General features: G+C 64.5%; 21 protein-coding genes and 2 pseudogenes. 12 read left to right on the top strand and 11 right to left on the bottom strand.

The window, feature by feature from the left end; genetic code table 11:
- The first annotated feature begins 1 nt into the window (after position 1).
- Both MBELCI_RS10860 and MBELCI_RS10855 read left to right on the top strand, forming a co-directional pair.
- Positions 2–1,384, top strand: a complete 1,383-nt coding sequence (locus MBELCI_RS10860) for an alpha,alpha-trehalose-phosphate synthase (UDP-forming) (protein ID WP_021694247.1) — start codon at positions 2–4, stop codon at positions 1,382–1,384.
- Between the two features lie 305 nt (positions 1,385–1,689).
- Positions 1,690–2,544 (top strand): YihY/virulence factor BrkB family protein, encoded by an 855-nt coding sequence (locus tag MBELCI_RS10855; RefSeq protein WP_021694246.1) that lies wholly within the window; start codon positions 1,690–1,692, stop codon positions 2,542–2,544.
- Here MBELCI_RS10855 and MBELCI_RS10850 read toward each other — a convergent pair.
- Entirely contained in the window at positions 2,488–3,219 is a 732-nt protein-coding gene (locus MBELCI_RS10850; protein WP_045320023.1) for a Crp/Fnr family transcriptional regulator, read from the bottom strand. The genes MBELCI_RS10855 and MBELCI_RS10850 overlap by 57 nt on opposite strands.
- A 54-nt stretch (positions 3,220–3,273) precedes the next feature.
- Here MBELCI_RS10850 and MBELCI_RS10845 point away from each other — a divergent pair, with 54 nt between their 5' ends.
- Positions 3,274–3,666, top strand: coding sequence for a hypothetical protein (locus tag MBELCI_RS10845; RefSeq protein WP_145973716.1), 393 nt, complete (start codon positions 3,274–3,276; stop codon positions 3,664–3,666).
- Positions 3,667–3,688: 22 nt separating this feature from the next.
- On the opposite strand, the gene MBELCI_RS10840 is transcribed toward MBELCI_RS10845, so the two are convergent.
- Entirely contained in the window at positions 3,689–4,501 is an 813-nt protein-coding gene (locus tag MBELCI_RS10840) for a response regulator (RefSeq protein ID WP_021694244.1), read from the bottom strand.
- Between the two features lie 117 nt (positions 4,502–4,618).
- On the opposite strand from MBELCI_RS10840, the gene MBELCI_RS22290 reads away from it, so the two are divergent.
- The 9 genes from MBELCI_RS22290 (at position 4,619) to MBELCI_RS10795 (ending at position 12,424) form a co-directional block, all read left to right on the top strand.
- Complete coding sequence (locus MBELCI_RS22290) at positions 4,619–4,834, top strand: NepR family anti-sigma factor (RefSeq protein ID WP_045320021.1); 216 nt, start codon at positions 4,619–4,621, stop codon at positions 4,832–4,834.
- A gap of 1 nt (position 4,835) precedes the next feature.
- Positions 4,836–5,393, top strand: a complete 558-nt coding sequence (locus MBELCI_RS10830; RefSeq protein WP_045320020.1) for an RNA polymerase sigma factor — start codon at positions 4,836–4,838, stop codon at positions 5,391–5,393.
- A complete protein-coding gene (locus tag MBELCI_RS10825) occupies positions 5,390–7,141 on the top strand; it encodes a sensor histidine kinase (RefSeq protein ID WP_021694242.1) in 1,752 nt (583 codons plus the stop codon). The genes MBELCI_RS10830 and MBELCI_RS10825 overlap by 4 nt, the downstream gene beginning before the upstream one ends.
- Complete coding sequence (locus MBELCI_RS10820; RefSeq protein ID WP_021694241.1) at positions 7,141–8,886, top strand: phospholipase D-like domain-containing protein; 1,746 nt, start codon at positions 7,141–7,143, stop codon at positions 8,884–8,886. The genes MBELCI_RS10825 and MBELCI_RS10820 overlap by 1 nt, the downstream gene beginning before the upstream one ends.
- Before the next feature lie 302 nt (positions 8,887–9,188).
- Positions 9,189–9,830: an ATP-dependent Clp protease proteolytic subunit gene (locus tag MBELCI_RS10815; RefSeq protein WP_021694240.1), complete on the top strand. Its 642-nt coding sequence runs from the start codon at positions 9,189–9,191 to the stop codon at positions 9,828–9,830.
- A 144-nt stretch (positions 9,831–9,974) separates the two neighbouring features.
- Positions 9,975–11,240, top strand: coding sequence for an ATP-dependent Clp protease ATP-binding subunit ClpX (clpX, locus tag MBELCI_RS10810; protein ID WP_021694239.1), 1,266 nt, complete (start codon positions 9,975–9,977; stop codon positions 11,238–11,240).
- A 4-nt stretch (positions 11,241–11,244) separates the two neighbouring features.
- Positions 11,245–11,619: a Rid family hydrolase gene (locus tag MBELCI_RS10805; RefSeq protein WP_045320019.1), complete on the top strand. Its 375-nt coding sequence runs from the start codon at positions 11,245–11,247 to the stop codon at positions 11,617–11,619.
- Positions 11,620–11,687: 68 nt separating this feature from the next.
- Positions 11,688–12,071, top strand: coding sequence for an NADH:ubiquinone oxidoreductase subunit NDUFA12 (locus MBELCI_RS10800; RefSeq protein ID WP_021694237.1), 384 nt, complete (start codon positions 11,688–11,690; stop codon positions 12,069–12,071).
- Positions 12,068–12,424, top strand: a complete 357-nt coding sequence (locus MBELCI_RS10795) for a DUF2155 domain-containing protein (RefSeq protein ID WP_045320018.1) — start codon at positions 12,068–12,070, stop codon at positions 12,422–12,424. The genes MBELCI_RS10800 and MBELCI_RS10795 overlap by 4 nt, the downstream gene beginning before the upstream one ends.
- Here the strand turns inward: MBELCI_RS10795 and aat are convergent.
- The 9 genes and pseudogenes from aat to MBELCI_RS10750 form a co-directional block, all read right to left on the bottom strand.
- Positions 12,388–13,032, bottom strand: coding sequence for a leucyl/phenylalanyl-tRNA--protein transferase (gene aat / locus MBELCI_RS10790; RefSeq protein ID WP_045320017.1), 645 nt, complete (start codon positions 13,030–13,032; stop codon positions 12,388–12,390). The two genes, MBELCI_RS10795 and aat, sit on opposite strands and share 37 nt — an antisense overlap.
- 15 nt (positions 13,033–13,047) lie before the next feature.
- Positions 13,048–14,397 carry an acetyl-CoA carboxylase biotin carboxylase subunit gene (gene accC / locus MBELCI_RS10785; RefSeq protein ID WP_021694235.1) on the bottom strand — a complete coding sequence of 450 codons (1,350 nt, stop codon included), beginning with the start codon at positions 14,395–14,397 and terminating at the stop codon, positions 13,048–13,050.
- A gap of 5 nt (positions 14,398–14,402) precedes the next feature.
- Positions 14,403–14,900, bottom strand: a complete 498-nt coding sequence (accB, locus tag MBELCI_RS10780) for an acetyl-CoA carboxylase biotin carboxyl carrier protein (protein WP_021694234.1) — start codon at positions 14,898–14,900, stop codon at positions 14,403–14,405.
- Positions 14,901–15,077: 177 nt separating this feature from the next.
- Positions 15,078–15,473 (bottom strand): hypothetical protein, encoded by a 396-nt coding sequence (locus MBELCI_RS10775; RefSeq protein WP_131505537.1) that lies wholly within the window; start codon positions 15,471–15,473, stop codon positions 15,078–15,080.
- Positions 15,474–15,591: 118 nt separating this feature from the next.
- Positions 15,592–17,538, bottom strand: a pseudogene (acs, locus tag MBELCI_RS10770) (acetate--CoA ligase).
- 27 nt (positions 17,539–17,565) lie between these two features.
- Complete coding sequence (locus tag MBELCI_RS10765; protein WP_021694231.1) at positions 17,566–18,321, bottom strand: ABC transporter ATP-binding protein; 756 nt, start codon at positions 18,319–18,321, stop codon at positions 17,566–17,568.
- Between the two features lie 16 nt (positions 18,322–18,337).
- A complete protein-coding gene (locus MBELCI_RS10760; protein WP_021694230.1) occupies positions 18,338–19,096 on the bottom strand; it encodes an ABC transporter ATP-binding protein in 759 nt (252 codons plus the stop codon).
- Between the two features lie 11 nt (positions 19,097–19,107).
- Entirely contained in the window at positions 19,108–20,316 is a 1,209-nt protein-coding gene (locus tag MBELCI_RS10755; protein WP_021694229.1) for a branched-chain amino acid ABC transporter permease, read from the bottom strand.
- Between the two features lie 3 nt (positions 20,317–20,319).
- A pseudogene (locus MBELCI_RS10750) lies at positions 20,320–21,350 on the bottom strand (branched-chain amino acid ABC transporter permease).
- Positions 21,351–21,423 lie beyond the last annotated feature (73 nt).

Genomic DNA, 21,423 nt, shown 5'->3' with positions numbered 1-21,423 from the left:
CATGGAAGAGGAGGGTCGCCTCATCGTCGTTTCGAACCGGATTCCCACGGAGGCGGCCCCGTCCGGGGGCCTCGTCGTGGCGCTTCATGACGCGCTCAAGGAGCGCGGCGGCGTCTGGATCGGAAACTCCGGCAAGCGGGTCTACCCCGAGGAGGCGGCTCATGGTCTGACCCAGATCGCGAAGACCCCCTATGAGCGCTACAGTTTCGATCTCACTGAAGAAGAGCATCAGGGCTTCTATCTGGGCTATGCGAACGCCACCCTGTGGCCACTGTTCCATCACCGCACCGATCTCCTCGCGGTCGATCCCGATCAGGCCCGCGTCTACCGCGAAGTGAACGATCGTGTGGCCGGGCTGATTGCGGAGGTCGTGCAGCCGGGCGACGTGATCTGGGTGCATGACTATCACTTCCTTCCGCTGGCCGAGGCGCTGCGCAAGCGCGGTGTGATGAACCGGATCGGATTTTTCCTGCACATCCCCTTTCCGAACCCATCCGACATGCCCGCCTTGCCCGAGCGCAAGCAGATGCCAGGTTGGTTGTCGTCCTTCGACCTCATTGGGCTGCAGACGCGTCGCGACGTGTCGAACGCGCTCGATTTCCTGCGCGACAACGGTGCGGAGATCCTGTTGCGCGGCAAGATGAAATACCAGGATCGCACCTTCGAGATCGCAAGCTTTCCGATTGGTATCGATGTGGACGGCTTTGTCGAAGCCGCTGAGGCGCATGCGGATTCGGGCGAGCATCTGCGCCTGTCTCCGGGCGAGCGGTTGGTGCTGGGCGTCGATCGTCTCGACTATTCCAAGGGCCTGCCGCAGCGCTTCGCGGCCTTCGGAGAGTACCTCTCGCATCGGCCTGATCCGCAGATCCGGGCGACCCTGCTTCAGATCGCACCGCCCTCTCGCGAGGATGTCGAGGCCTACAAGGATATTCGTCAGGAACTCGAGACCATCACGGGACGGGTCAACGGCGAGATGGCCGAACTGGACTGGACCCCGATCCGCTATATCCGGCGCAACATCGAGCGGGAGATTCTCGCGGGGTTGTACCGGCGCGGGGATGCCTGCCTCGTGACGCCGCTGGCCGATGGCATGAATCTGGTCGCCAAAGAATTTGTCGCCGCACAAGACGGTGCCGATCCGGGCGTGCTCATCCTGTCGCACTTTGCCGGGGCGGCAGAGCAGATGGAGGCGGCCTTGATGGTCAATCCCTATGATCCGGGCGAGACCGCGCGCGCCATTGAACAGGCGCTGTCTATGCCGCTGCACGAGCGACAGTCGCGACATCTAAGCTTGATGCAATCGATCCGCGAGACAGACATTACATGGTGGACGCGGACCTATCTTGCTGCTTTGCAACAAAAAGCTCCGGTCGCCGCGAACTGATCCTCTGAAGGGGCGACGATATGGGGAACCCATTGCCTCCTCGCGTGTTCACCGAATGAAGAGACGCCGTTCCCTCGTCTCTCGCATTCCCCAAAGGCCGGTGGCGGCCCTTCTCGATCATTCCCTCGGAGAAGATCCCGCTGCCGGCCACCCCTCCCGACACCCTTCACAACCCGAACGTGCCATGTCAGTTTGCGCATGAGCGACTTGCCGCTCACCCGGACCGGGTCCGGGACCTGCGAGCGGAGCGCGCATGAACCAGACAGCCCCCCCCCCTTCTTCTGACGCCGCGCCGGATCTGGCGATTGCTGGTCGGGATCTGGGCGCTGTCGGGCGAGGTGCAGTTGGGGCTGATCGCGGCGGGCGTCGCCTTCTACTCGATCTTCGCCATCTTTCCGGCAGTGGCAGCCCTCATCGCTATCTTCGGCCTCTTGGCCGACCCTACGGTGATCGAGACACAACTGGTGATGATGGAGGAGATCATCCCGGTCGAAGCTTACGAACTGTTGCGTGAACAGTTGAACCTCATGCTCGCGACGCGACCCGAAACATTGGGATTCGCCACGCTGCTCTCGACCTTCGTGGCGCTATTCTCGGCGCGCAATGGTGTGGCCTCGCTGATACTCGGGCTGAACCAGATCTATGGGAGACCTAATCGCAACGGCTTGCGACAGCTCGCAGTAGCGATTTTGTTGACGCTGTCGCTGATCTCGATCGCGGTAATGGCGATGCTGGTCGTGGTGATCGCGCCGATCCTTATCAAGGTGCTGCCGCTCGAACGAGGCACCGGTTGGTTGCTCGAGGCGATCCGCTGGATTGCCGCCTTCGGCATCGTTCTGGCGGGACTTGGTGTGCTTTATCGGTTTGGTCCCAACATGCGCGGCGCGCGAGGCCGCTGGATCACGCCGGGAGCGTTCCTGGTAATCCTGTTCTGGCTCGTCGCATCGGCCGGGTTTTCGTTTTACCTGGCGAATTTCGGCAATTACAACGAAGTCTACGGCTCGATCGGGGCGGTGATTGCGCTATTGATGTGGCTGTACATCTCGGCATTTCTGGTGCTGCTGGGCGCGGCGGTCAACGTCGTGTGGCAACGCAGCCTGCGCTCAGAGAAGCGGCCGGACGACCTCGGCCTCGATATCGGCCCCCGCCAGATCGGCTAGCGCCCGCAGATCGTGGATCTGCATCCGCCCCTCGTTCCACGAAAGCAACTGCCTGTCGCGCAGCTTGGCCAGCGTCTTGTTGGTGTGAACGAGGCTGAGCCCCAGTGCGTCCGCCAGATCCTGTTGGCGGTAGGGCAGGGGGAACCCGCCGCTTGCGTCAATCTGCCCCAGCGCTTGCATTCGCAGATAGATCCGCGTGATCGCCCAGGCGAGACGCGACAGGCCGCTGCGCTGGCCGAGGCTGGCGAGGGCTTCGCCGAGGAAATGCTCCTCGACGGCGGCCATCCATGTGATGTCGAAGGCGCGCGCGGGATGGGTGCTGAAAAAGCGAAAAAACTCGCTGCGGTCGAAGACGCAAAGCGTCATGTCAGTCGTCGCCTCGACCGAATGCTGCATCTCTCCCATCATTCCAGCCTGCAGCCCGAGGAAATCGCCCGGAAAAATGAAGTTGATTACCTGCCGACGCCCGTCGGCGAGTGTCTTGTAACGTAGCCCCATCCCTGACAGGGCCGTGTAAAGTTGTGGGCTGTTGGAGCCTTCGAGCAGCAGCGGCGTTCCTGGTCCGATCCGCAACTCACCCGCCTTGAAACGCTGGATTGCGCGGATTTCCTGCTGCCCAAGCTCCACGAAGATGCGTCGTGCGCGAAGGGGGCAGGCCAAGCAGGGTGTGCTCATCGGAACTCGCTGTCACTATGTCGTAGTTTAATGCGAGGTCGTTCGGAATGTTCCATGTGGGGCCGATTGTCGGCTCGGAAACAAGGTATTGGAATGATGAACGTACTGATCGTCGAGCGCGTCCCGCTTGTGGCGCAGGACTTAATGGAGATCATCAGCGAATGCCGCCCCGACGTCGCCGTGCACATCCTGCGCGGCCTACCGCAGATGAACGCTTTTCTGGGGGCTTTGGAAACGGCCGATCTCGCCTTCGTCGGTGTGGAGGCCGAGCAGCGCGCCAGACTTTTTGCGCATGAAGCGCTCAGGCAGGGGGTGAAGCGGGTGGTGATAACCGATCGGGTGACGCCTCCTGGTCCGCTCGCGCCGGGATGGTTCATCGAGCCGAGACCGATCGTGCCGGAGGCGGTTCGCCGCCACGTTCAGGCATTGGTGGCCCCCGCCGCCTGAGCGGCGGGGAGCATGTCGGAACTCAGCCGTGCAGTGGGCCGGTCGAAGAGAAGAACATCGCCTGGCTCACTGCGGAGCGCACCTGTTCCTCGCCGTAAGGCTTGGAGATCAGGAAGGCCGGCTCGGGACGCTCGCCCGTGAGCAGGCGTTCGGGGAAGGCGGTGATGAAGATCACCGGCAGGTTGCCATGCGCTTCGAGAATGTCGCGCACCGCGTCGATGCCCGAGGAATTGTCGGCGAGCTGGATGTCGGCCAAAACGAGATCGGGCTTTTCCTGCTGGGCGAGGCGCACGGCATCGTTGCGGGTGCGCGCAACACCGGTGATGGCATGGCCCATGTCTGAAACGATCGATTGCAGGTCCATGGCGATGATCGCCTCGTCCTCGATCACGAGGATGCGGCCCGAAATGCTGTCTTCCATCTCCTGACGCGCGATCTTCACGAGATGCTCGACCTCGTCCACGTCGGTCTGCATGATGTCGGCGATCTCCGCGGTGGAGAAGTCTTCGATGGTATTGAGCAGGAGGGCTTCACGGGTGTTCGGGGTCAGCTTGGCCAGATGTGCCTGCGCCGCGGCGGCAAGACCGCTCTCGTCACCGGAGACCGGGGCGCCGGAGCTTTGCCAGATCAGGTGAAAGACCCGGAACAGCGCCGTCCGCGGGGATGAGTCGGTATCGAAGACCGAGCGATCCTCGAGAATCGCCTCAAGGGTGGCTGCGGCGTAGGTATCACCGCTGTCCTGGCTTCCTGTCAGCGCCCGCGCATAGCGGCGCAGATAGGGCAGCTCGTGCCCGATCACCGTGGCGAGGTCGGGTGCGGTGGTGGTTGTCGTCATCGGCTGAGAGTCCCCAAATTCATTTTTTCTGGAACCGAACGCTGCCATCGGCATTGTGGTTCCATGATGCAGTCATGCTATGCGAGGCTGCCGAAAATGACGAGGGTATAAGCGGGAATGACACAGCGGGACCAAGGGAACGCGCGCGGCGATATTGACGCCCACCTCAAACGTGCGTTCCAGCAGCTCACCGATGAGGCGCTACCGGACAGGTTCACGGACCTTCTGGCGAAGCTGCGATCCGGTGAGGGTGCGGCGAACGCATCGTCCGAGACCAGCCAGCCAGAGCCGGACCGGGAATCGGCGCATGTAGGCAAGGTGGGCAGGGGCTAGAATGAGCCATCAGGATCCGAGAGATGAACTGGTCGGGCACCTCCCGGCCATGCGGGCCTTTGCGCTGTCGCTGACGCGTAATGGCGCCCAGGCCGATGACCTCGTGCAGGACACGGTGGTCAAGGCGTGGACCAATTTCGACAAGTTCAAGCCGGGCACGAACCTGCGGGCGTGGTTGTTCACCATTTTGCGCAACACCTTCTACTCGGGCCGCCGCAAGGCACAGCGCGAGGTGGCGGATGTCGATGGCGTGTTCACGGCGAGCCTTGCGGAGAAACCTGCGCATGACGGCCGTCTGCAGATGAACGACTTCCTGCGGGCCTTCGCGCAGCTTCCCGACGAGCAGCGCGAGGCGTTGGCTCTGGTGGGGGCTTCGGGCTTTTCCTACGAGGAGGCTGCGGGAATGTGCGGCGTGGCGATCGGCACGATCAAGAGCCGGGCCAACCGCGCGCGCGTACGTTTGGCCGAGTTGTTGCATCTCGATGAGGGCGACAATCTCAGCATGACGGACGAGGCGACCATGGCCGTTCTGGCGGCACAAGGCGGGCCTCACTTGTGACGGACACGACAGGGGAGCGGGACCGGACGGCGCAAGCCGGCGGCTGGTTCAGCGCGCATGGGCTGGTGCTGCGCGTGGTCGCTTTCCTGACTATCGCGCTTATGCCCATCGGACTGATTGCGATTTATCAAACCGCCGAGTTTCAGCGTGAGACATTGCGGCGGTCCGAACTTTCCTTGCTTGCGCTTACCGCGCAGGCCGGCGCGCCGGTGGAACAGACCATCGAGCGCGCCTTCGGCGTGGCCGAAGCGCTTGGCGTGGTCATCGACGAACTTGACGATCCAACAAGCTGTTCGAGCTACCTCAACCGCTACATTGAGGGGCGCAGGCTCTATGCGATGATCGGTTTGGTTGATTCCGACGGCACCATGCGCTGCTCCTCGCTCGCACAGCCGCTCGACATGCGCGACACCGGCATCTGGAAGCAGATGTCGGTGACGCCTTCGACCATCGTCACTCTGAGCCAACGGCCCGAGATCGCGGATGAGCCGGTGATCAACGTGGCAAGCCCGATCGAGGAGAACGGGCAGTTCATGGGATACGTGCAGCTCGCCATCCCGCAGCGACGCATCGCCGCCCCCGCCGGACTGATCGCGGCCGAGCGCCGCCCGATCCAGCTCGTGACCTACAACGAGTTGGGCGAGCGCCTGACCCTGCAGAACCCGGATCGGCCGCTCGAGACGCTGCTGCCCGAGGATTTCGATCTGTCGTCGCAGACCGGTCTGCGCCCGACCGCCACTGCCGGTCTGTCGCCTGATGGGGAACGACTTGTCTATGCGGTGACGCCGCTGGTGACGGGGGCGGTCTTTGCCTTGGGGATCTGGCCCGCCTCCGAGGGGTTCGCGTCGCCGCTCCTGCCCAGCCTGTTTCCGATCCTGATGTGGGCCGCGAGCCTGCTGGTGGCCTATTACGCGATTCATCGGCTGGTGATCCGCCATGTCCGCAATCTGGGCCGATCCATGCGGCGGTTCGGTGCCAACCGGCAGCTACCAGCACAGGCCAGCACGGGCGATATGTCGCGCGAACTGCGCGAGATCGAGGGCGAGTTCGTGCAGATGGCGGGCAATATCCTGCAGGACGAGGCTCGGGTCGAGGACCAGCTACGCGAGCGCGGCATCCTGCTCAAGGAGGTGCACCACCGGGTCAAGAACAACCTGCAGCTTATCTCCTCGATCATGTCGATGCAGATGCGACGCACGCCGGACGCCACGACCCGCGAGATTTTGAGTCGGCTTCAGGATCGGGTGCTTGGCCTCGCGACGATTCACCGCACGCTCTACGAGAGCCAGGATGTGGGCCGGGTCAATGCCGCTCGGCTGCTGCGCGAGATCGTGGCACAGCAAAGCGTCGCCTCCGGAGCAGGAACGGATCTCGAAACCAAGCTCGACCTCGAGGATCTGGAACTTCTGCCCGATCAGGCCGTACCGCTGTCCTTGCTCACCTCCGAGGCACTCGCCAATGCGCTGAGCAACGCGGCTCCCGGCGAGAACGGCAAGCCTTGGGTCGCGGTCTCGCTTCGCCGCGAGGCCGAGGATATGGTATGTCTGGAGATCGCCAACTCCGCCGCCACCGAAAACGGAGATGCCACCACCATGCGCCCGCGGGCCCAAGGCCTCGGGACCAACCTCATTCAGGCCTTTGCGGCACAGCTCGGTGGACCCAGCGAAACCCGGCATGAGTTGGGGGTCTACAAGCTCTCGACCCGGTTCCCGGTTCGGGAAATGCAATATGACCCACAGGATTACTGATGACGCGCGGCAGACAAGACGGCATGGGGTTCCCGCTGCGCGAGCGGCGCGGCACCTCCAAGACCGACACGGACTATGCCGAGAACGATCCCGCGCATGCGCGCTGGGGTCGCGAGGCCTTGCCCGACCCGGTCCTGCCGGACGACCCGGAGGTGCCGATGCCGCTGATCACCGCGGAGCAGGCCTACCCGGTGTTCGAGCGGTGCTTTCTTGAGGCCACCAAACGGGTGCGCATGTCGTTCCGGGTGTTTGATCCCTTCACGCAGCTGCATTCGGAGAGCGCCCGCAAAATCGGTGAGATCTGGTTCGACCTGATCGCGCACAAGCTGCGCGAAGGGCTTGAGGTCGAGATCGCCATCACCGATTTCGATCCGATCGCGGTCAACGCGATGCATGCGATGACTTGGGACGCGATGCGCGGGTTGATTGCGGCAGGCGAGGCCTCGGGCCATCCCGAACGGCTCAAGCTGCGGGCGGCGATGCACCCCGCACGAGTGGGGGCCGTGCCGCGCGCGCTCCTATGGTACCAGACCTGGAGCAGGCTGCGCGACACCGCGCGGCAGATCGGCGCGCTGCCCGAGGAGGAGCGCGAGGAGATGCTGCGCCTCAGGCCCGGCCTCGAAGGGCATTTGGCCTATCGCGGCGGGCAGCTGGTGGCCAAGCGCTGGCCGATCCCTGAGCTGTACCTCGCCACGCATCACCAAAAGCTGGCCATATTCGATGACCGCTGGCTCTATATCGGCGGGCTCGATCTCGACGACCGCCGCTACGACACGCTGCGGCACGACCGGCCCGCGCAGGAGACATGGCACGACGTGCAGCTGCTCATGGGCGGCTCGGCGGTGGCGGATGCACACCGGCATCTCGACAGCTATCTCGCGGTGAACTCAGGCGGTACGCCCGAGCCCACGGGCCGCGTTATTCGCACGCTGTCGGCGCATCGCAGCCCCGCCGTGCTGCGTATGTCGCCCGAGCGCAAGGTGTCCGAAATTTTCGATGCGCAGCGCAACGTCTTTTCGGGCGCGCGCGACCTTCTCTATATCGAGACGCAGTTCATGCGCGACCGCGATCTGGCGCGCGAATTGGCCCGCGCGGCGCATGCGCAGCCCGATCTCGGCCTCGTCCTCGTGCTTCCTGCCGCCCCCGAGGACGCGGCCTTTTCCGCGGCCGGAGTCGATGCCCGTTACGGCGACTACCTCCAGGCGCGCTGCGTGCGCAAGATCGCCCGCGCCTTCGGCGATCGGGCCCTGATCGTGTCGCCCGCCGCGCCAAGGCGCGCCACCAAGGAAGACCGCGGACCGCGTGCGCGGATCTGGCGCGCGCCCATCATCTATGTGCATGCCAAGGTCACCATCGCCGACGGCAGGGATGCCATCGTTTCCTCGGCCAACCTCAATGGCCGCTCCATGCATTGGGACACCGAGGCGGGGGTGCGGCTGTCGTCGGGGGTCGAGGTGATGCCGCTGATGGAGGCCTGCATGTCGCACTGGATGGGCCCCGACGCCTCCCGCGCGAGGGCGAAAGCGGCCGCGCGCTGGTGGCACGCTGGCGCGGCATGGTCCATGCTGATCGCGCCGAAGTGCCCGAGCTGCGCAAGGGGTTCTTGTTGCCCTATCCGCTGCGACCGGCCTGGCGATTGGGGCGCAACCTGCCGGGTGTGCCCGAGGCGATGGTCTGACACGCCGCAACGCGGCGGAACCTCGCACCGACGCGTGCGTTTCAGCCTGACACGACACGACCCATGAGGACGCCATGACCATCGCCACGATGGTGGCCGCCCTTGCAGGTCTGGTGGTGGTCGCGTTCCTGATATTTCTGCTTACGGGCGGAGACGACTAAGGTGCAGGGCGCACGAGGACCATGGCCGTTTCGCTGCCGGACGGTCACGGGCGCCGCTCGCGAGACCCCTTCTGCCGGGGTGTGGCGAGCGGCCCCTTCCGGGGGACGCCGGAAGGGAGGTGCAGTTGAAACCCCCGGAGCGGACCACTAAGACTCTGTCAGGACAAGATCCGCATGAGACGCAAGCGTTCCCGAAAAGGCAGAGCAGATGCACGATCCCGTTGAGACCTACATGAACCTCGTGCCGATGGTGGTCGAACAGACCAGCCGGGGCGAGCGCGCCTATGACATCTTCTCGCGGCTGCTCAAAGAGCGCGTGATCTTCGTGAACGGCCCGGTGCATGACGGCATGAGCCAGCTCATCGTCGCGCAGCTCCTGCACCTCGAGGCCGAGAACCCGAAAAAAGAGATCTCGATGTATATCAACAGCCCCGGTGGTGTCGTCACCTCCGGCCTGTCGATCTACGACACCATGCAATACATCCGGCCCAAGGTCTCGACCCTGGTGATCGGGCAGGCAGCCTCGATGGGCTCACTCCTGCTCACTGCTGGCGAAAAGGGCATGCGTTTCTCGCTACCCAACTCCCGTGTCATGGTACACCAGCCCTCTGGCGGCTATCAGGGGCAGGCGACGGACATCATGATCCACGCCGCCGAAACGCAGAAGCTCAAGAACCGGCTCAACGAGATCTATGTGCACCACACCGGCCAGCCCCTCGAAAAGGTCGAGGCCGCTCTGGAGCGCGACAACTTCATGTCGCCGACCGAGGCGCGCGACTGGGGCCTGATCGACGAGATCCTGACCAGCCGGTCGCAAGGCGACGACAAGACGCCCAACACCGCCGGTTGATCCGGCGCCGGTCATCCCCTCGGCAGGGGGTGACCGTCACCGCCGCGCCGGGATTTTGGCGTTGTGGCCACGAAATGGCTGCCCTATCGTTCAAGCAAGGGCAGACCGAGAGATAAAGCAGGGCCGATGGCCCGGGGGTTCGATATGGCAAGCACGTCCGGCGGCGACAGCAAGAACACGCTCTACTGCAGCTTTTGCGGAAAGAGCCAGCACGAGGTGCGCAAGCTCATCGCGGGACCGACCGTGTTCATCTGCGACGAATGCGTCGAGCTGTGCATGGACATCATCCGCGAAGAGACCAAGGGCTCCGGCCTGAAATCCGCCGAGGGCGTTCCGACGCCGCGCGAGATCTGCGACGTGCTCGACGACTACGTGATCGGCCAGATGCATGCCAAGCGCGTGCTCTCGGTCGCAGTCCACAACCACTACAAGCGGCTCAACCACGCGGCCAAGGCCAGCGACATCGAGCTGTCGAAATCCAACATAATGCTGATCGGCCCGACCGGTTGCGGCAAGACGCTGCTCGCGCAGACGCTGGCCCGTATCCTTGATGTGCCCTTCACCATGGCGGACGCGACGACGTTGACCGAGGCGGGCTATGTCGGCGAGGATGTCGAGAACATCATCCTCAAGCTGCTTCAGGCCTCTGAGTACAACGTCGAGCGGGCGCAGCGCGGCATCGTCTATATCGACGAAGTCGACAAGATCACCCGCAAGTCCGACAACCCCTCGATCACCCGCGACGTTTCGGGCGAGGGGGTGCAGCAGGCCCTTTTGAAGATCATGGAGGGCACCGTGGCCTCCGTGCCGCCGCAGGGCGGGCGCAAGCATCCGCAGCAGGAGTTCCTGCAGGTCGACACCACCAACATCCTGTTCATCTGCGGTGGCGCCTTCGCCGGTCTCGACAAGATCATCGCGCAGCGCGGCAAGGGATCGGCCATGGGCTTCAACGCCGATGTGCGCGGTCAGGACGATCGTGGCATCGGTGAGATCTTCGGCGATCTGGAGCCTGAGGATTTGCTCAAGTTCGGCCTGATCCCCGAATTCGTCGGCCGCCTGCCGGTGATCGCGACGCTGACCGATCTCGACGAAGAGGCGCTGGTCACCATCCTGACCCAGCCCAAGAACGCGCTGGTCAAGCAGTACCAGCGCCTGTTCGACATCGAGGATACCAAGCTCACCTTCACCGAGGATGCGCTCAAGGCGATCTCGCGCAAGGCGATCGAACGCAAGACCGGCGCGCGCGGCCTGCGCTCGATCATGGAGGGCATCCTGCTCGACACGATGTTCGAATTGCCGAGCCTTGAAAGCGTCACCGAGGTGGTGGTCAACGAGGAGGCGGTCGGCGACGGCAAGCCGCTGATGATCCACGCCGACGGCGCGAAGAAGGAAACTGCCTCCGCGGGCTGAGGCGATGGAGCGTTTCACGTCCGGATCGGAGTTCGAGGGACGGATCGGCTACGGCCGGTCCGTCCTTTGCGATGGGTGGGTCTTCGTCTCCGGCACCACAGGCTACGACTATACCAGCATGACGCTGCCCGAGGGCATCGAGGCGCAGTGCCAAGCTGCCTTGGCCAACGTCGCGGCGGCGCTGGAGGCAGCGGGATCGGGCATGGAACGCGTGGTGGGGGTCACTCACATGCTGCCAGACCGGGCCGAATTCCCGGCCTGTTGGCCGCTGCTCCGCCCGGTCTGGGGGACGATGCCGCTGGCTGCGACGATGATCGAAAGTGGCCTCACCGAGCCCGCGTTGCGGATCGAGCTGAAGGTCACGGCGCGGCTGCGCTGAGGCCCCGCTGACCACTGGACCTCGCGCCTGCTTTGCGGCATGACGGGGCGCAGGACAGGAGACCAGTCATGAGCCTCGGCAGCATTCTCAAGCGGACCTTCACTTGGTGGAACGGTCAGACCTTCGGCACCCAGCTTTTCACCTGGCGCAAGGGTGAGAAGGTGGGCGAGGACAAGCAGGGCAACATCTTTTATCGCAACGCCGACGACTCGAAGCGCTGGGTCATCTTCAACGGCGAAATCGAGGCGAGCCGCATCGATCCGGAGTGGCATGGCTGGCTGCACCGGACCTGGGACGAGCCGCCGACCACGCGCCCCATGGTCCATCGCCCTTGGGAGAAGGCGCACGAGCCGAACCACACCGGCACCGCGCAGGCTTATGCGCCCGCGGGATCAATCCGTCGCGCGGCCCCCGTCGCGACCAAGGATTACGACGCGTGGCAGCCCGAATGATCCGCCGCGCGGCGCTGGCTCTGGTGTTGCTCGCCGCCCCGGCGGGCGCGCAGCAGGCGGCGCAGGCGCCCGGCGGTGTGCTGCGCGTGCTCGACAAGATCACCGGAGCGGTCACCGACCTCGACCTCGCCACGGGCGAGAGCGCGACTGTCGGCCACCTGTCGATCAAACTCGACGAGTGCCGCTATCCAGCCGACAATCCGGCGGGTGACGCCTATGAGCGGCTGATCGTGCGATATCAGCAGGTTGAGACGCCGGTGTTTCAGGGTTGGATGATCGCCTCGGCCCCCGCACTCAACGCGATGGACCACCCGCGTTACGACGTCTGGGCCTTACGCTGCAAGACGTCCTGAACCGGGGCTGGAGCACCGGGCGCGAGAAAATCGCCCCGTCGCTCCAGTGCCGTCGACAGTGCCGCGCGGTAGCGTGCGCGTGGAATTTCGACAAAGCCCAAGCTGGCAAGATGCGGCGTCAGGAACTGTGCATCGAAGAGGGTGAAGCCGCCCAGCCGCAAGCGGTCCACCAGCCAAGCCATCGCCAATTTCGATGCGTCGGTGCGGCGAGAGAACATGCTTTCACCAAAGAATGCCCCGCCCAGTGTTACCCCGTAGATGCCACCCGTGAGCAGGCCCTCATGGCGTACCTCGACCGAATGGGCGAACCCCATGCGGTGCAACGCGGCGTAGAGATTGAAGATTTCGTCATTGATCCAGGTTTCAGGCCGCTCGGCACAGCCTGCGACCACCCCTTCGAAATCGCCGTTCACGACGATCTCGAAGCCACCCCGGCGCATCCGCCGTGTAAGGCTGCGTGAGATGCGAAAATCGTCGAGTGGCAGCACGCCGCGCTGGCGCGGGTCGACCCAGAAGATTTCCGGGTCGTCCCGGCTTTCGGCCATCGGGAACACGCCCTGCGCGTAGCCATGCAGCAGCAGCTCGGGCGTGAGCCGGGCAGGGGACATGCGCGGCCCCCCGTCCTACCCTTGCAGCGTTTGTTCGAGCCACCGCTCAAGCCAGTGGATGTTGTAATTGCCCGCCAAGATGTCGGGCTCACCCAGGAGCGCGTGATGCAGCGGCACGGTGGTGTCGACCCCATCGACGATCAATTCGCCCAAGGCCCGGTTGAGCCGGGCCAGCGCCTCGGCCCGGTCGGAGCCATGCACGATCAGCTTGGCGATCAGGCTGTCGTAATAGGGGGGAATCCGGTAGCCGTCATAGAGCGCACTGTCCATGCGCACGCCGAGGCCACCGGGGGCGTGATACTGCGTGATCCGGCCCGGGCAGGGCGCGAAGTTCGGCAGCTTCTCGGCGTTGATCCGTACCTCGATCGCGTGGCCGCGAATGTGCAGGTCGTCTTGGGTGAACGACATCGGCAGGCCCGAAGCCACGCGGATCTGCTCGCGCACGAGATCGACGCCAAAGATCGCCTCGGTCACCGGATGCTCCACCTGCAGGCGGGTGTTCATCTCGATGAAGTAGAATTCGTCATTCTCGAACAGGAACTCGATCGTGCCCGCGCCCGAATACTTGATCTTGGCCACGGCATCGGCGCAGACCTTGCCGATGCGGTCACGCAGTTCTTGCGTGATGCAGGGGCCGGGCGCCTCCTCGAGCACCTTCTGGTGGCGCCGCTGTAGCGAGCAGTCGCGCTCGCCCAGATGCACAGCGCGGCCCTTGCCGTCGCCGAAGACCTGGATCTCGATATGGCGCGGCGTGGTAAGGTACTTCTCGATGTAGACTTCGTCATTGCCGAAGGCGGCCTTGGATTCGGAGCGCGCGGTCTGGAAGGCGCGCTCGATCTCGGCCTCGGATTTGGCGACCTTCATACCGCGTCCGCCGCCGCCGGCGGTGGCCTTGATGATCACCGGGTAGCCGATTTCGGCGGCGACCTTGCGGGCGGCCTCGACACTCGGCACGCCGCCATCCGAGCCGGGCACGCAAGGCACGCCGAGCGCCTTCATCGTGTCCTTGGCGGTGATCTTGTCGCCCATCATGCGGATGTGCTCGGCCGAGGGGCCGATGAAGGTCAGCCCGTGGTCCTCGACCGCCTGCACGAAGGCGGCGTTTTCAGATAGGAAGCCATAGCCCGGATGGATCGCCTGCGCGCCCGTGATTTCGCAGGCCGAGAGGATCGCAGGGAAGGAAAGATAGGATTGCGAGGAGGGCGGCGGCCCGATGCAGATCGCCTCATCGGCCATGCGGACATGCATGGCATCCGAATCGGCGGTCGAATGCACCGCGACACTCTTGATGCCCATCTCGCGCGCGGCACGCACGACCCGAAGCGCGATCTCGCCGCGATTGGCGATGAGGATCTTGTCGAACATGGGGCTCACTCGATGATCATCAGCGGCGCGCCGAATTCGACGGGACTGCCATCTTCGACGAGGATGCGCTTGACCGTGCCGGAGCGGGGTGCGGGAATCTGGTTCATGGTCTTCATCGCCTCGATGATGAGGACGGTGTCGCCCTCCTTCACTTGCGCGCCGGGGGTCACGAAGGCAGGCGTGCCGGGCTCGGCCTGAAGATAGGCGGTGCCGACCATGGGCGAGGTGACGGCGCCGGGGTGGCTCGCCGGGTCATCCGAAGGGGCGGCGGCGGCAGGGGCGGCGGCGGTCATCGACGCGGCGGGTGCCGCGGGGGCGCTCGACGCCTGCGGCATGGCGACCTGCTGGACCACTTCGCGGGCACGGCTGACGCGAACGTTCAGGCTGTCGTTCTCGCCGTAGTCGCGCTTGACCTGAAGCTCGGTCAGGTCGTTCTGGTTCAGCAGTTCCGCCAGCGCGCGGATGAAGCTGACGTCGCTGTCGTGGCTGGTCGTGTCGCTCATGTCTCAGGGCCCCTCGTATAGCGCCCGTCCGGGCAGCAGTTCCGGGGGCTTATACGCCGGTTCTCCGGACGAGGAAAGCAGCCCGCGACCGGGACCGGGCCACGGCGCGGCGTCAATCGGCGACGCGCAGCGGCTCGGTTCCGGTGCCAAGGCCCTGCGGCATGTTTTCTGGCGGGGTCAGGGGCGTCTCGGAGATGGGGCGGGCCAAGTCCGTGCCACCATCCTGTTCTGGTTCCGGGGCGCGAACGTGGCTTGCCGCTCGCGTTCCATGTCGGCCTCGCGATGCTCCCGCGCGCGTTCACTATTTGGCCGGATGGTGATGCCCCAGGGCTTGAGCACCCCTTGGGGAGAATAATACTTGGGCGACACATCATTGCCGAGCAGCGCGGCTTGTACGAGGCCCATTTTGACCTGATCGGGCGGGCGCGGCACGATGACGGCCGGGGCGTCCGGGCGGGTGACGGGCAGCGGGTCGGATCTCGAAGGCGAGGCGGGCAGGGTTTCGACCGGCGCGCGCAGGTTGGCCGAGATCGTCGGGCCGGACAGCGTTGGCATCGATCTAGGGGTTTCCATTCAAAGCTCCCGAATCATTGGTCGCGACCAGGATGAGTTTGGCTGTATAATATGAACAAACCACGAAGAACGGGGTCGGGGCGGGCCCACGTCGCCGTGGACCCGCTAGGTGGCGCGATCAGTTGCGATTCATTCGGTTGGCGATCAGTCTTCGACAACCTGCGGCTCGGCCAGCGTCGAGGTGTCGCCGAGGCTATCGTGATCGTTCTCGGCGATCTTGCGCAGGATGCGGCGCATGATCTTGCCCGAGCGGGTCTTGGGCAGGCCGGGGGCCCACTGGATGCAGTCGGGCTTGGCGATGGGGCCGATCTCCCGGCGCACCCATCCTTCCAGTTCGCGGCGCAATTCGTCGGTGGCCTCCACCCCTTCCATCAGCGTGACATAGGCGTAGATGCCCTGTCCCTTGATCTCGTGCGGATAGCCGACCACGGCGGCTTCGGAGACAGCCTTGTGTGCCACCAGCGCGCTCTCGACCTCGGCCGTGCCCATGCGGTGACCTGATACGTTGATCACGTCGTCGACGCGGCCGGTGATCCAGTAATAGCCATCCGCGTCGCGACGGCAGCCGTCACCTGAGAAATAGAACCCCTTGTATTGCGAGAAATAAGTCTGCTCGAAGCGGTCGTGATCGCCCCAGATCGTGCGCATCTGACCGGGCCAGCTGTCGGCGATGGCGAGCACGCCCTCGACTTCGGTCGCCTCCAGCACTGCGCCCGACTGCGGGTCGAGCACGACCGGCTTGACGCCAAAGAAAGGCAGGGTGGCCGAGCCGGGCTTGGTCGCGATCGCGCCCGGCAGGGAGGTGATCATGTGGCCGCCTGTTTCGGTCTGCCACCACGTATCGACGATCGGCACGCGGCCCTTGCCGATGACGCGGTCGTACCACTCCCAAGCCTCGGGGTTGATCGGCTCGCCCACGGTGCCCAGCACCTTGAGCGACGACAGATCGCAGCTCTCCGCCCACTGCTCACCCTTGCCCATCAGGGCGCGGATCGCGGTGGGGGCGGTGTAGAACTGATTCACTTTGTGCTTCTCGCAGACCTTCCAGAAGCGCGAGGCGTCGGGATAGGTCGGCACGCCCTCGAACATCAGCGTCGTGCCGCCATTGGCCAGCGGCCCATAGACGATATAGCTGTGCCCGGTGACCCAGCCGACATCGGCGGTGCACCAGTAGACGTCGCCATCATGGTAATCGAAGGTGTATCGATGCGTCATCGCCGCGTAGGCGAGATAGCCGCCGGTCGTGTGCACGACGCCCTTGGGCTGGCCGGTGGAGCCCGAAGTATAGAGGATGAACAGCTCGTCCTCGGCGCCCATCTCCTCGGCCGGGCAGTCGTCGGAGACACCATCCTCCATCTCGTGCAGCCAGTGGTCGCGGCCCTCGACCATCTCGACCGCGCCGCCGGTACGCTTGACCACGAGCATCTGCGTGCCTTCGGGGCATTTCTCGAAGGCTTTGTCGGCATTGGTCTTGAGGGGCGTGTTGCGGCCGCCCGGGCGCCTCGTCGGCGGTGATCACCACCTTGGCGTCGCAGCCGGTCACCCGTGCCGACAGCGCATCGGGCGAGAAGCCCGCGAAGACCACCGAATGGATCGCGCCGATCCGGGCGCAGGCCAGCATCGCATAGGCCGCCTGCGGGATCATTGGCATGTAGATGACGACGCGGTCGCCCTTACGCACGCCCATCGTCTTGAGCACGTTGGCGAACTTGCCCACATGGGAATGCAGCTGCTGATAGGTGATGTGCTGCGCCTCGGCCTGCGGGTCGTCTGGCTCCCAGATGATGGCGGTCTGGGTGCCGCGCGTCGCGAGATGCCGGTCGATGCAGTTCTGCGCGACGTTGAGTGTGCCGTCCTCGAACCACTTGATCGAGACCTGCCCCAGCGTGAAGTCGGTCTCTTTGACCTTGTCATAGGGCTTGATCCAGTCGAGCCGTTTGCCCTGTTCGGCCCAGAATCCCTCCGGGTCCTGCATCGACTGCGCGTACATCCGGTCATAGGCGGCGCGGTCGGCATGGGCGCGAGCGACGGTGTCCTTGCTTGGCTCGTGAAGCTGCGGTGTCATGAGCTTTTCCTCTTCTCTCCCTGATGCTCAGATCGCGAGATAGCGCTGACGCAATGCCTCGTCCTCGAGCACCTCCTGCGCCGATCCGTCGTAGACGACCGAGCCTGTGTCAAGGATCACGGCGCGGTCCGCGAGCTTGAGCGCGGCGACGGCGTTCTGCTCCACGATGATCGTGGTGATCCCCTGATCCCTGATCACGTTCAGCGTCTTAGCAATTTCCTGCACGATCACGGGAGCGAGACCTTCGTAGGGCTCGTCGAGCAGCAGCACCTTGATGTCGCGCGCCAGCGCCCGGGCGATGGCGAGCATTTGCTGCTCGCCACCCGACAGCGTGACGCCCTCCTGTCGCCGCCGCTCCTTGAGGCGCGGAAACAGCCCGTAGATCCGCTCCAGCGACCATCCCACGGGCGGCGCGATCTGCGCCAGCTGCAGGTTCTCCTCGACGGTGAGGCCGGGAATGATGCGCCGGTCCTCGGGCACGAGCGCGATGCCGTTGCCCGCCGCCTCATGCGCCTTCATCTTGTGCAGCGGCTTGTGATCGAGCCAGATCTCGCCATGCCTGAGCGCCGGGTTGTCGAGCCGGGCGATGGTGCGCAACGTCGAGGTCTTCCCCGCGCCGTTGCGGCCCAGAAGTGCGAGGATCTCGCCCTCGTGGATGTCGAAACTGACGCCCTGAACGATGTAGCTTTCGCCGTAATAGGCCTGGATGTCCCAGACCGAGAGGAATTTGGGATGGGTCGCGGCGCTGTTGCGATCGCGGTCGAATGTCGCTGTCTCTGCCATGTTCTCGTTCCCGCGTTCAGACCTGCGCTTCGCCCAGATAGGCTTCGCGCACCTTGGGGTGACCCTTGATGTTCTCGGGCGTTTCCTCGACCAGCGGCGTGCCCTGCGCGAGAACGGTGATCCGCTCGGCGAGCGAGAACACGACATGCATGTCATGCTCGATGATCGCCATGGTGATGTCGCGCTTGGATTTGATCTCCTTCAGCAGGTCGATGGTGTTGTTGGTGTCGGCCCGCGCCATGCCCGCCGTCGGCTCGTCCAGAAGCAGCAGCTTGGGCTTCTGGACCAGGCACATCGCCATCTCGAGGCGCCGCTTGTCGCCGCGCGACAGGCTCGAGGCGGTCATGCCGCGCTTGTCGAGCATGTTGACGTCCGCGAGCATCTCCTCGGCCTGCTCGCGGATGCCCGTCTCCTTGCGCACCGTCTCGTAAGCATGCAGCCGGAACGCGCCGTCGCGTCGGGCGAAACACGGGATCATCACGTTTTCCAGCACCGTGAGATCTGCGAAGATCTCGGGCGTCTGGAACACGCGGGAGATGCCCATCTGGTTGATCTCGTGCGGTTTGCGGCCAAGCACCGACTGCCCGTCGAACATGACGCTGCCCGAATCCGGGATCAATTTGCCGACGAGGCAGTTCAGCAGCGTCGACTTGCCCGCCCCGTTGGGGCCGATGATGGCGTGGACGGTGTTCTCCTTGATGGAGAGGTTGACGTCGCCCAGCGCCTGCAGGCCGCCGAAGCGCTTGTTGACGCCTTTGACTTCGAGAATGCCCATCGTCGCGCTCCTTATTCCGCGGCGGCGCGCTGGCGCGCGGCGTCGGATTCCATGTGGTCGGCGTTGCGGTCGCGGCGGCGGAACAGGCGACCGGTCCGCTGCGCGCCTTCGACGAGGCCGCCGGGCAGGAAGATGACGACCAGCATGAACATGAGGCCCAGCGTCAGGTGCCAGCCCTTGCCGATGAAGGGGTGGAGGACGGCGACGATGACATTCTCAAGGCCGTCGGGCATGAAGGCGAACCACTGGTGCAGGATGCCGTCGTTGATCTTCGAGAAGATGTTCTCGAAATACTTGATGAAGCCCGCACCCAGCACCGGCCCGATCAACGTGCCCGCGCCGCCGAGGATGGTCATGAGCACCACCTCGCCGCTCGCGGTCCACTGCATCCGGTCGGCGCCCGCCAGCGGGTCCATCGCCGCCAGAAGCCCGCCCGCGAGGCCCGCATACATGCCCGAGATCACGAAGGCCGCGAGCGTGTAGGGCCGGGTATTGAGGCCGGTGTAGTTCATCCGCTGCTGGTTCGACTTCACCGCGCGCAGCATCATCCCGAAGGGCGACCGGAAGATCCGCACCGAGATGTAGAAGGCCACGAGCAGCAGAACCGCGCAGAAGTAGTAGCCAACCGAGAAGTCCCAAGACCACGGACCGACGAAGAGCGTCGTGGTGTCGCGCATCTCGGCCCCGAAGAGCGAGGTGACCGGCAGGCCGCCCGTCGAGGCGCCGTCGAGGATGCGCGGGTCCGACAGGGTGAGCTGAAGCCCGGTCTCGCCATTGGTGATCGGGGTGAGCACCGAATAGGCGAGGTTATAGCTCATTTGCGCGAAGGCCAGCGTCAGGATCGAGAAGTAGATGCCCGAACGGCGCAGGCTGACGAAGCCGATCACGAGGGCGAAGAGCCCGGCCATGATCACCGACAGCAGGATCGCCGGGAGCACGTTCATCGACAAGAGCTTGAACATCCACACCGCCGAATAGGAGCCGATGCCGAGGAACGCCGCGTGGCCGAAGGAGAGGTAGCCGGTGAGACCGAACAGGATGTTGAAGCCGATCGCGAAGATCCCGAAGATCACGAAGCGCTGCATCAGGTCGGGATAGCCCGCGTTGAACTGCGCCAGCGCTGATCCCGTCGGAAAGGGGTTGAGGATGATCGGGGCGAACAGCGTGATGACGGCCACCGCGATCAGGAGAAGTGTGTCTCTGCGCTCAAGTCCGAGCATAGCTTATTCCTCCATCACGCCACGGCGGCCCATCAGGCCCCGCGGACGGGTCAGCAGAATGACGATGGCGACGAGGTAGATGATGATCTGGTCGATGCCGGGCAGGAGCGACTTGACCTCGTTCATCGAGGCGAAGCTCTGCAGGATGCCCAGGAGGAACCCCGCCAGCACGGCGCCGGGCAGCGAGCCCATGCCGCCCACGACGACCACCACGAAGCTCAGCACCAGGAAATCCATGCCCATGTGGTAGTTGGGACTGAGGATCGGCGTGTACATCACGCCCGCGAGCCCCGCGACGGCGGCGGCAAGCCCGAACATCAGCGTGAAGCGGCGGTCGATGTCGATGCCCAACAGCCCCACGGTCTCGCGGTCGGCCATGCCGGCGCGGACCACCATGCCGAAGGTGGTGAACTGCAGGAAGGCGAAGACGCCCGCGATGATGATCGCCGCGAAGAAGAAATAGACCAGCCGCCAGTAGGGTAGATGATCGAATAGGGATCGAAGCCGAGCCAGGCGCCGATGTCGAGGCTGCCCTTGAAGGCCGACGGGGCGGGCATCGGGATCGGGTTGGCGCCGTAGAAATACTTGATCACCTCCTGCAGCACGATGGCGAGGCCGAAGGTCACGAGGATCTGGTCGGCATGGGGGCGCTTGTAGAAATGCTTGATCAGCCCGCGCTCCATCACGAAGCCCACCAGCACCATCACCGGGATCGCCAGCAGGATCGCCAGTGGCACCGACCAGTCGATGATGGCCGCGCCCAGCTCTGGGCCGAACCAGTTCTCGACATAGGGGGTCTGCACCTTCATCGGGTTGCCGAGAAAATCGGTCCTCTCGGGATCGATGGTGGTGACGCTGATGGTCAGGATTTTCTGCAAGGTCACGGCGCAGAAGGCGCCGATCATGAAAAGGGCGCCATGGGCGAAGTTCACCACGCCCAGCGTGCCGAAGATGAGGGTCAGGCCCAGCGCGATCAGCGCGTAGGCCGACCCCTTGTCGAGCCCGTTCAGGATCTGGATGAGTATGGCGTCCATGGTCCCCGTCCATTTGTGAGGATGGTCATACCGCCCCCGATCGCGCGCCCCTCGGGCCGCGGCGATCGGGAGG

This window comes from Limimaricola cinnabarinus LL-001, assembly GCF_000466965.1.
GTDB classification, from domain to species: Bacteria; Pseudomonadota; Alphaproteobacteria; order Rhodobacterales; family Rhodobacteraceae; genus Limimaricola; species Limimaricola cinnabarinus.
The sequence above is the reverse complement of the archived record's forward strand: the minus strand, read 5'-3'. Positions and strand labels throughout refer to the sequence as shown.

Excerpts from the sequence above, each read along its gene's own strand:
- clpX (WP_021694239.1), top strand. The coding sequence starts at position 9,975 with ATGGCAAGCACGTCCGGCGGCGACAGCAAGAACACGCTCTACTGCAGC.
- MBELCI_RS10850 (WP_045320023.1), bottom strand. The coding sequence starts at position 3,219 with ATGAGCACACCCTGCTTGGCCTGCCCCCTTCGCGCACGACGCATCTTC.
- accC (WP_021694235.1), bottom strand. The coding sequence starts at position 14,397 with ATGTTCGACAAGATCCTCATCGCCAATCGCGGCGAGATCGCGCTTCGG.
- MBELCI_RS10820 (WP_021694241.1), top strand. The coding sequence starts at position 7,141 with ATGACGCGCGGCAGACAAGACGGCATGGGGTTCCCGCTGCGCGAGCGG.
- MBELCI_RS10795 (WP_045320018.1), top strand. The coding sequence starts at position 12,068 with ATGATCCGCCGCGCGGCGCTGGCTCTGGTGTTGCTCGCCGCCCCGGCG.
- MBELCI_RS10815 (WP_021694240.1), top strand. The coding sequence starts at position 9,189 with ATGCACGATCCCGTTGAGACCTACATGAACCTCGTGCCGATGGTGGTC.
- MBELCI_RS10765 (WP_021694231.1), bottom strand. The coding sequence starts at position 18,321 with ATGGCAGAGACAGCGACATTCGACCGCGATCGCAACAGCGCCGCGACC.
- MBELCI_RS10805 (WP_045320019.1), top strand. The coding sequence starts at position 11,245 with ATGGAGCGTTTCACGTCCGGATCGGAGTTCGAGGGACGGATCGGCTAC.
- MBELCI_RS10800 (WP_021694237.1), top strand. The coding sequence starts at position 11,688 with ATGAGCCTCGGCAGCATTCTCAAGCGGACCTTCACTTGGTGGAACGGT.
- MBELCI_RS10755 (WP_021694229.1), bottom strand. The coding sequence starts at position 20,316 with ATGCTCGGACTTGAGCGCAGAGACACACTTCTCCTGATCGCGGTGGCC.
- MBELCI_RS10760 (WP_021694230.1), bottom strand. The coding sequence starts at position 19,096 with ATGGGCATTCTCGAAGTCAAAGGCGTCAACAAGCGCTTCGGCGGCCTG.
- MBELCI_RS10860 (WP_021694247.1), top strand. The coding sequence starts at position 2 with ATGGAAGAGGAGGGTCGCCTCATCGTCGTTTCGAACCGGATTCCCACG.
- MBELCI_RS22290 (WP_045320021.1), top strand. The coding sequence starts at position 4,619 with ATGACACAGCGGGACCAAGGGAACGCGCGCGGCGATATTGACGCCCAC.
- MBELCI_RS10830 (WP_045320020.1), top strand. The coding sequence starts at position 4,836 with ATGAGCCATCAGGATCCGAGAGATGAACTGGTCGGGCACCTCCCGGCC.
- MBELCI_RS10840 (WP_021694244.1), bottom strand. The coding sequence starts at position 4,501 with ATGACGACAACCACCACCGCACCCGACCTCGCCACGGTGATCGGGCAC.
- accB (WP_021694234.1), bottom strand. The coding sequence starts at position 14,900 with ATGAGCGACACGACCAGCCACGACAGCGACGTCAGCTTCATCCGCGCG.
- MBELCI_RS10845 (WP_145973716.1), top strand. The coding sequence starts at position 3,274 with ATGTGGGGCCGATTGTCGGCTCGGAAACAAGGTATTGGAATGATGAAC.
- aat (WP_045320017.1), bottom strand. The coding sequence starts at position 13,032 with ATGTCCCCTGCCCGGCTCACGCCCGAGCTGCTGCTGCATGGCTACGCG.
- MBELCI_RS10775 (WP_131505537.1), bottom strand. The coding sequence starts at position 15,473 with ATGGAAACCCCTAGATCGATGCCAACGCTGTCCGGCCCGACGATCTCG.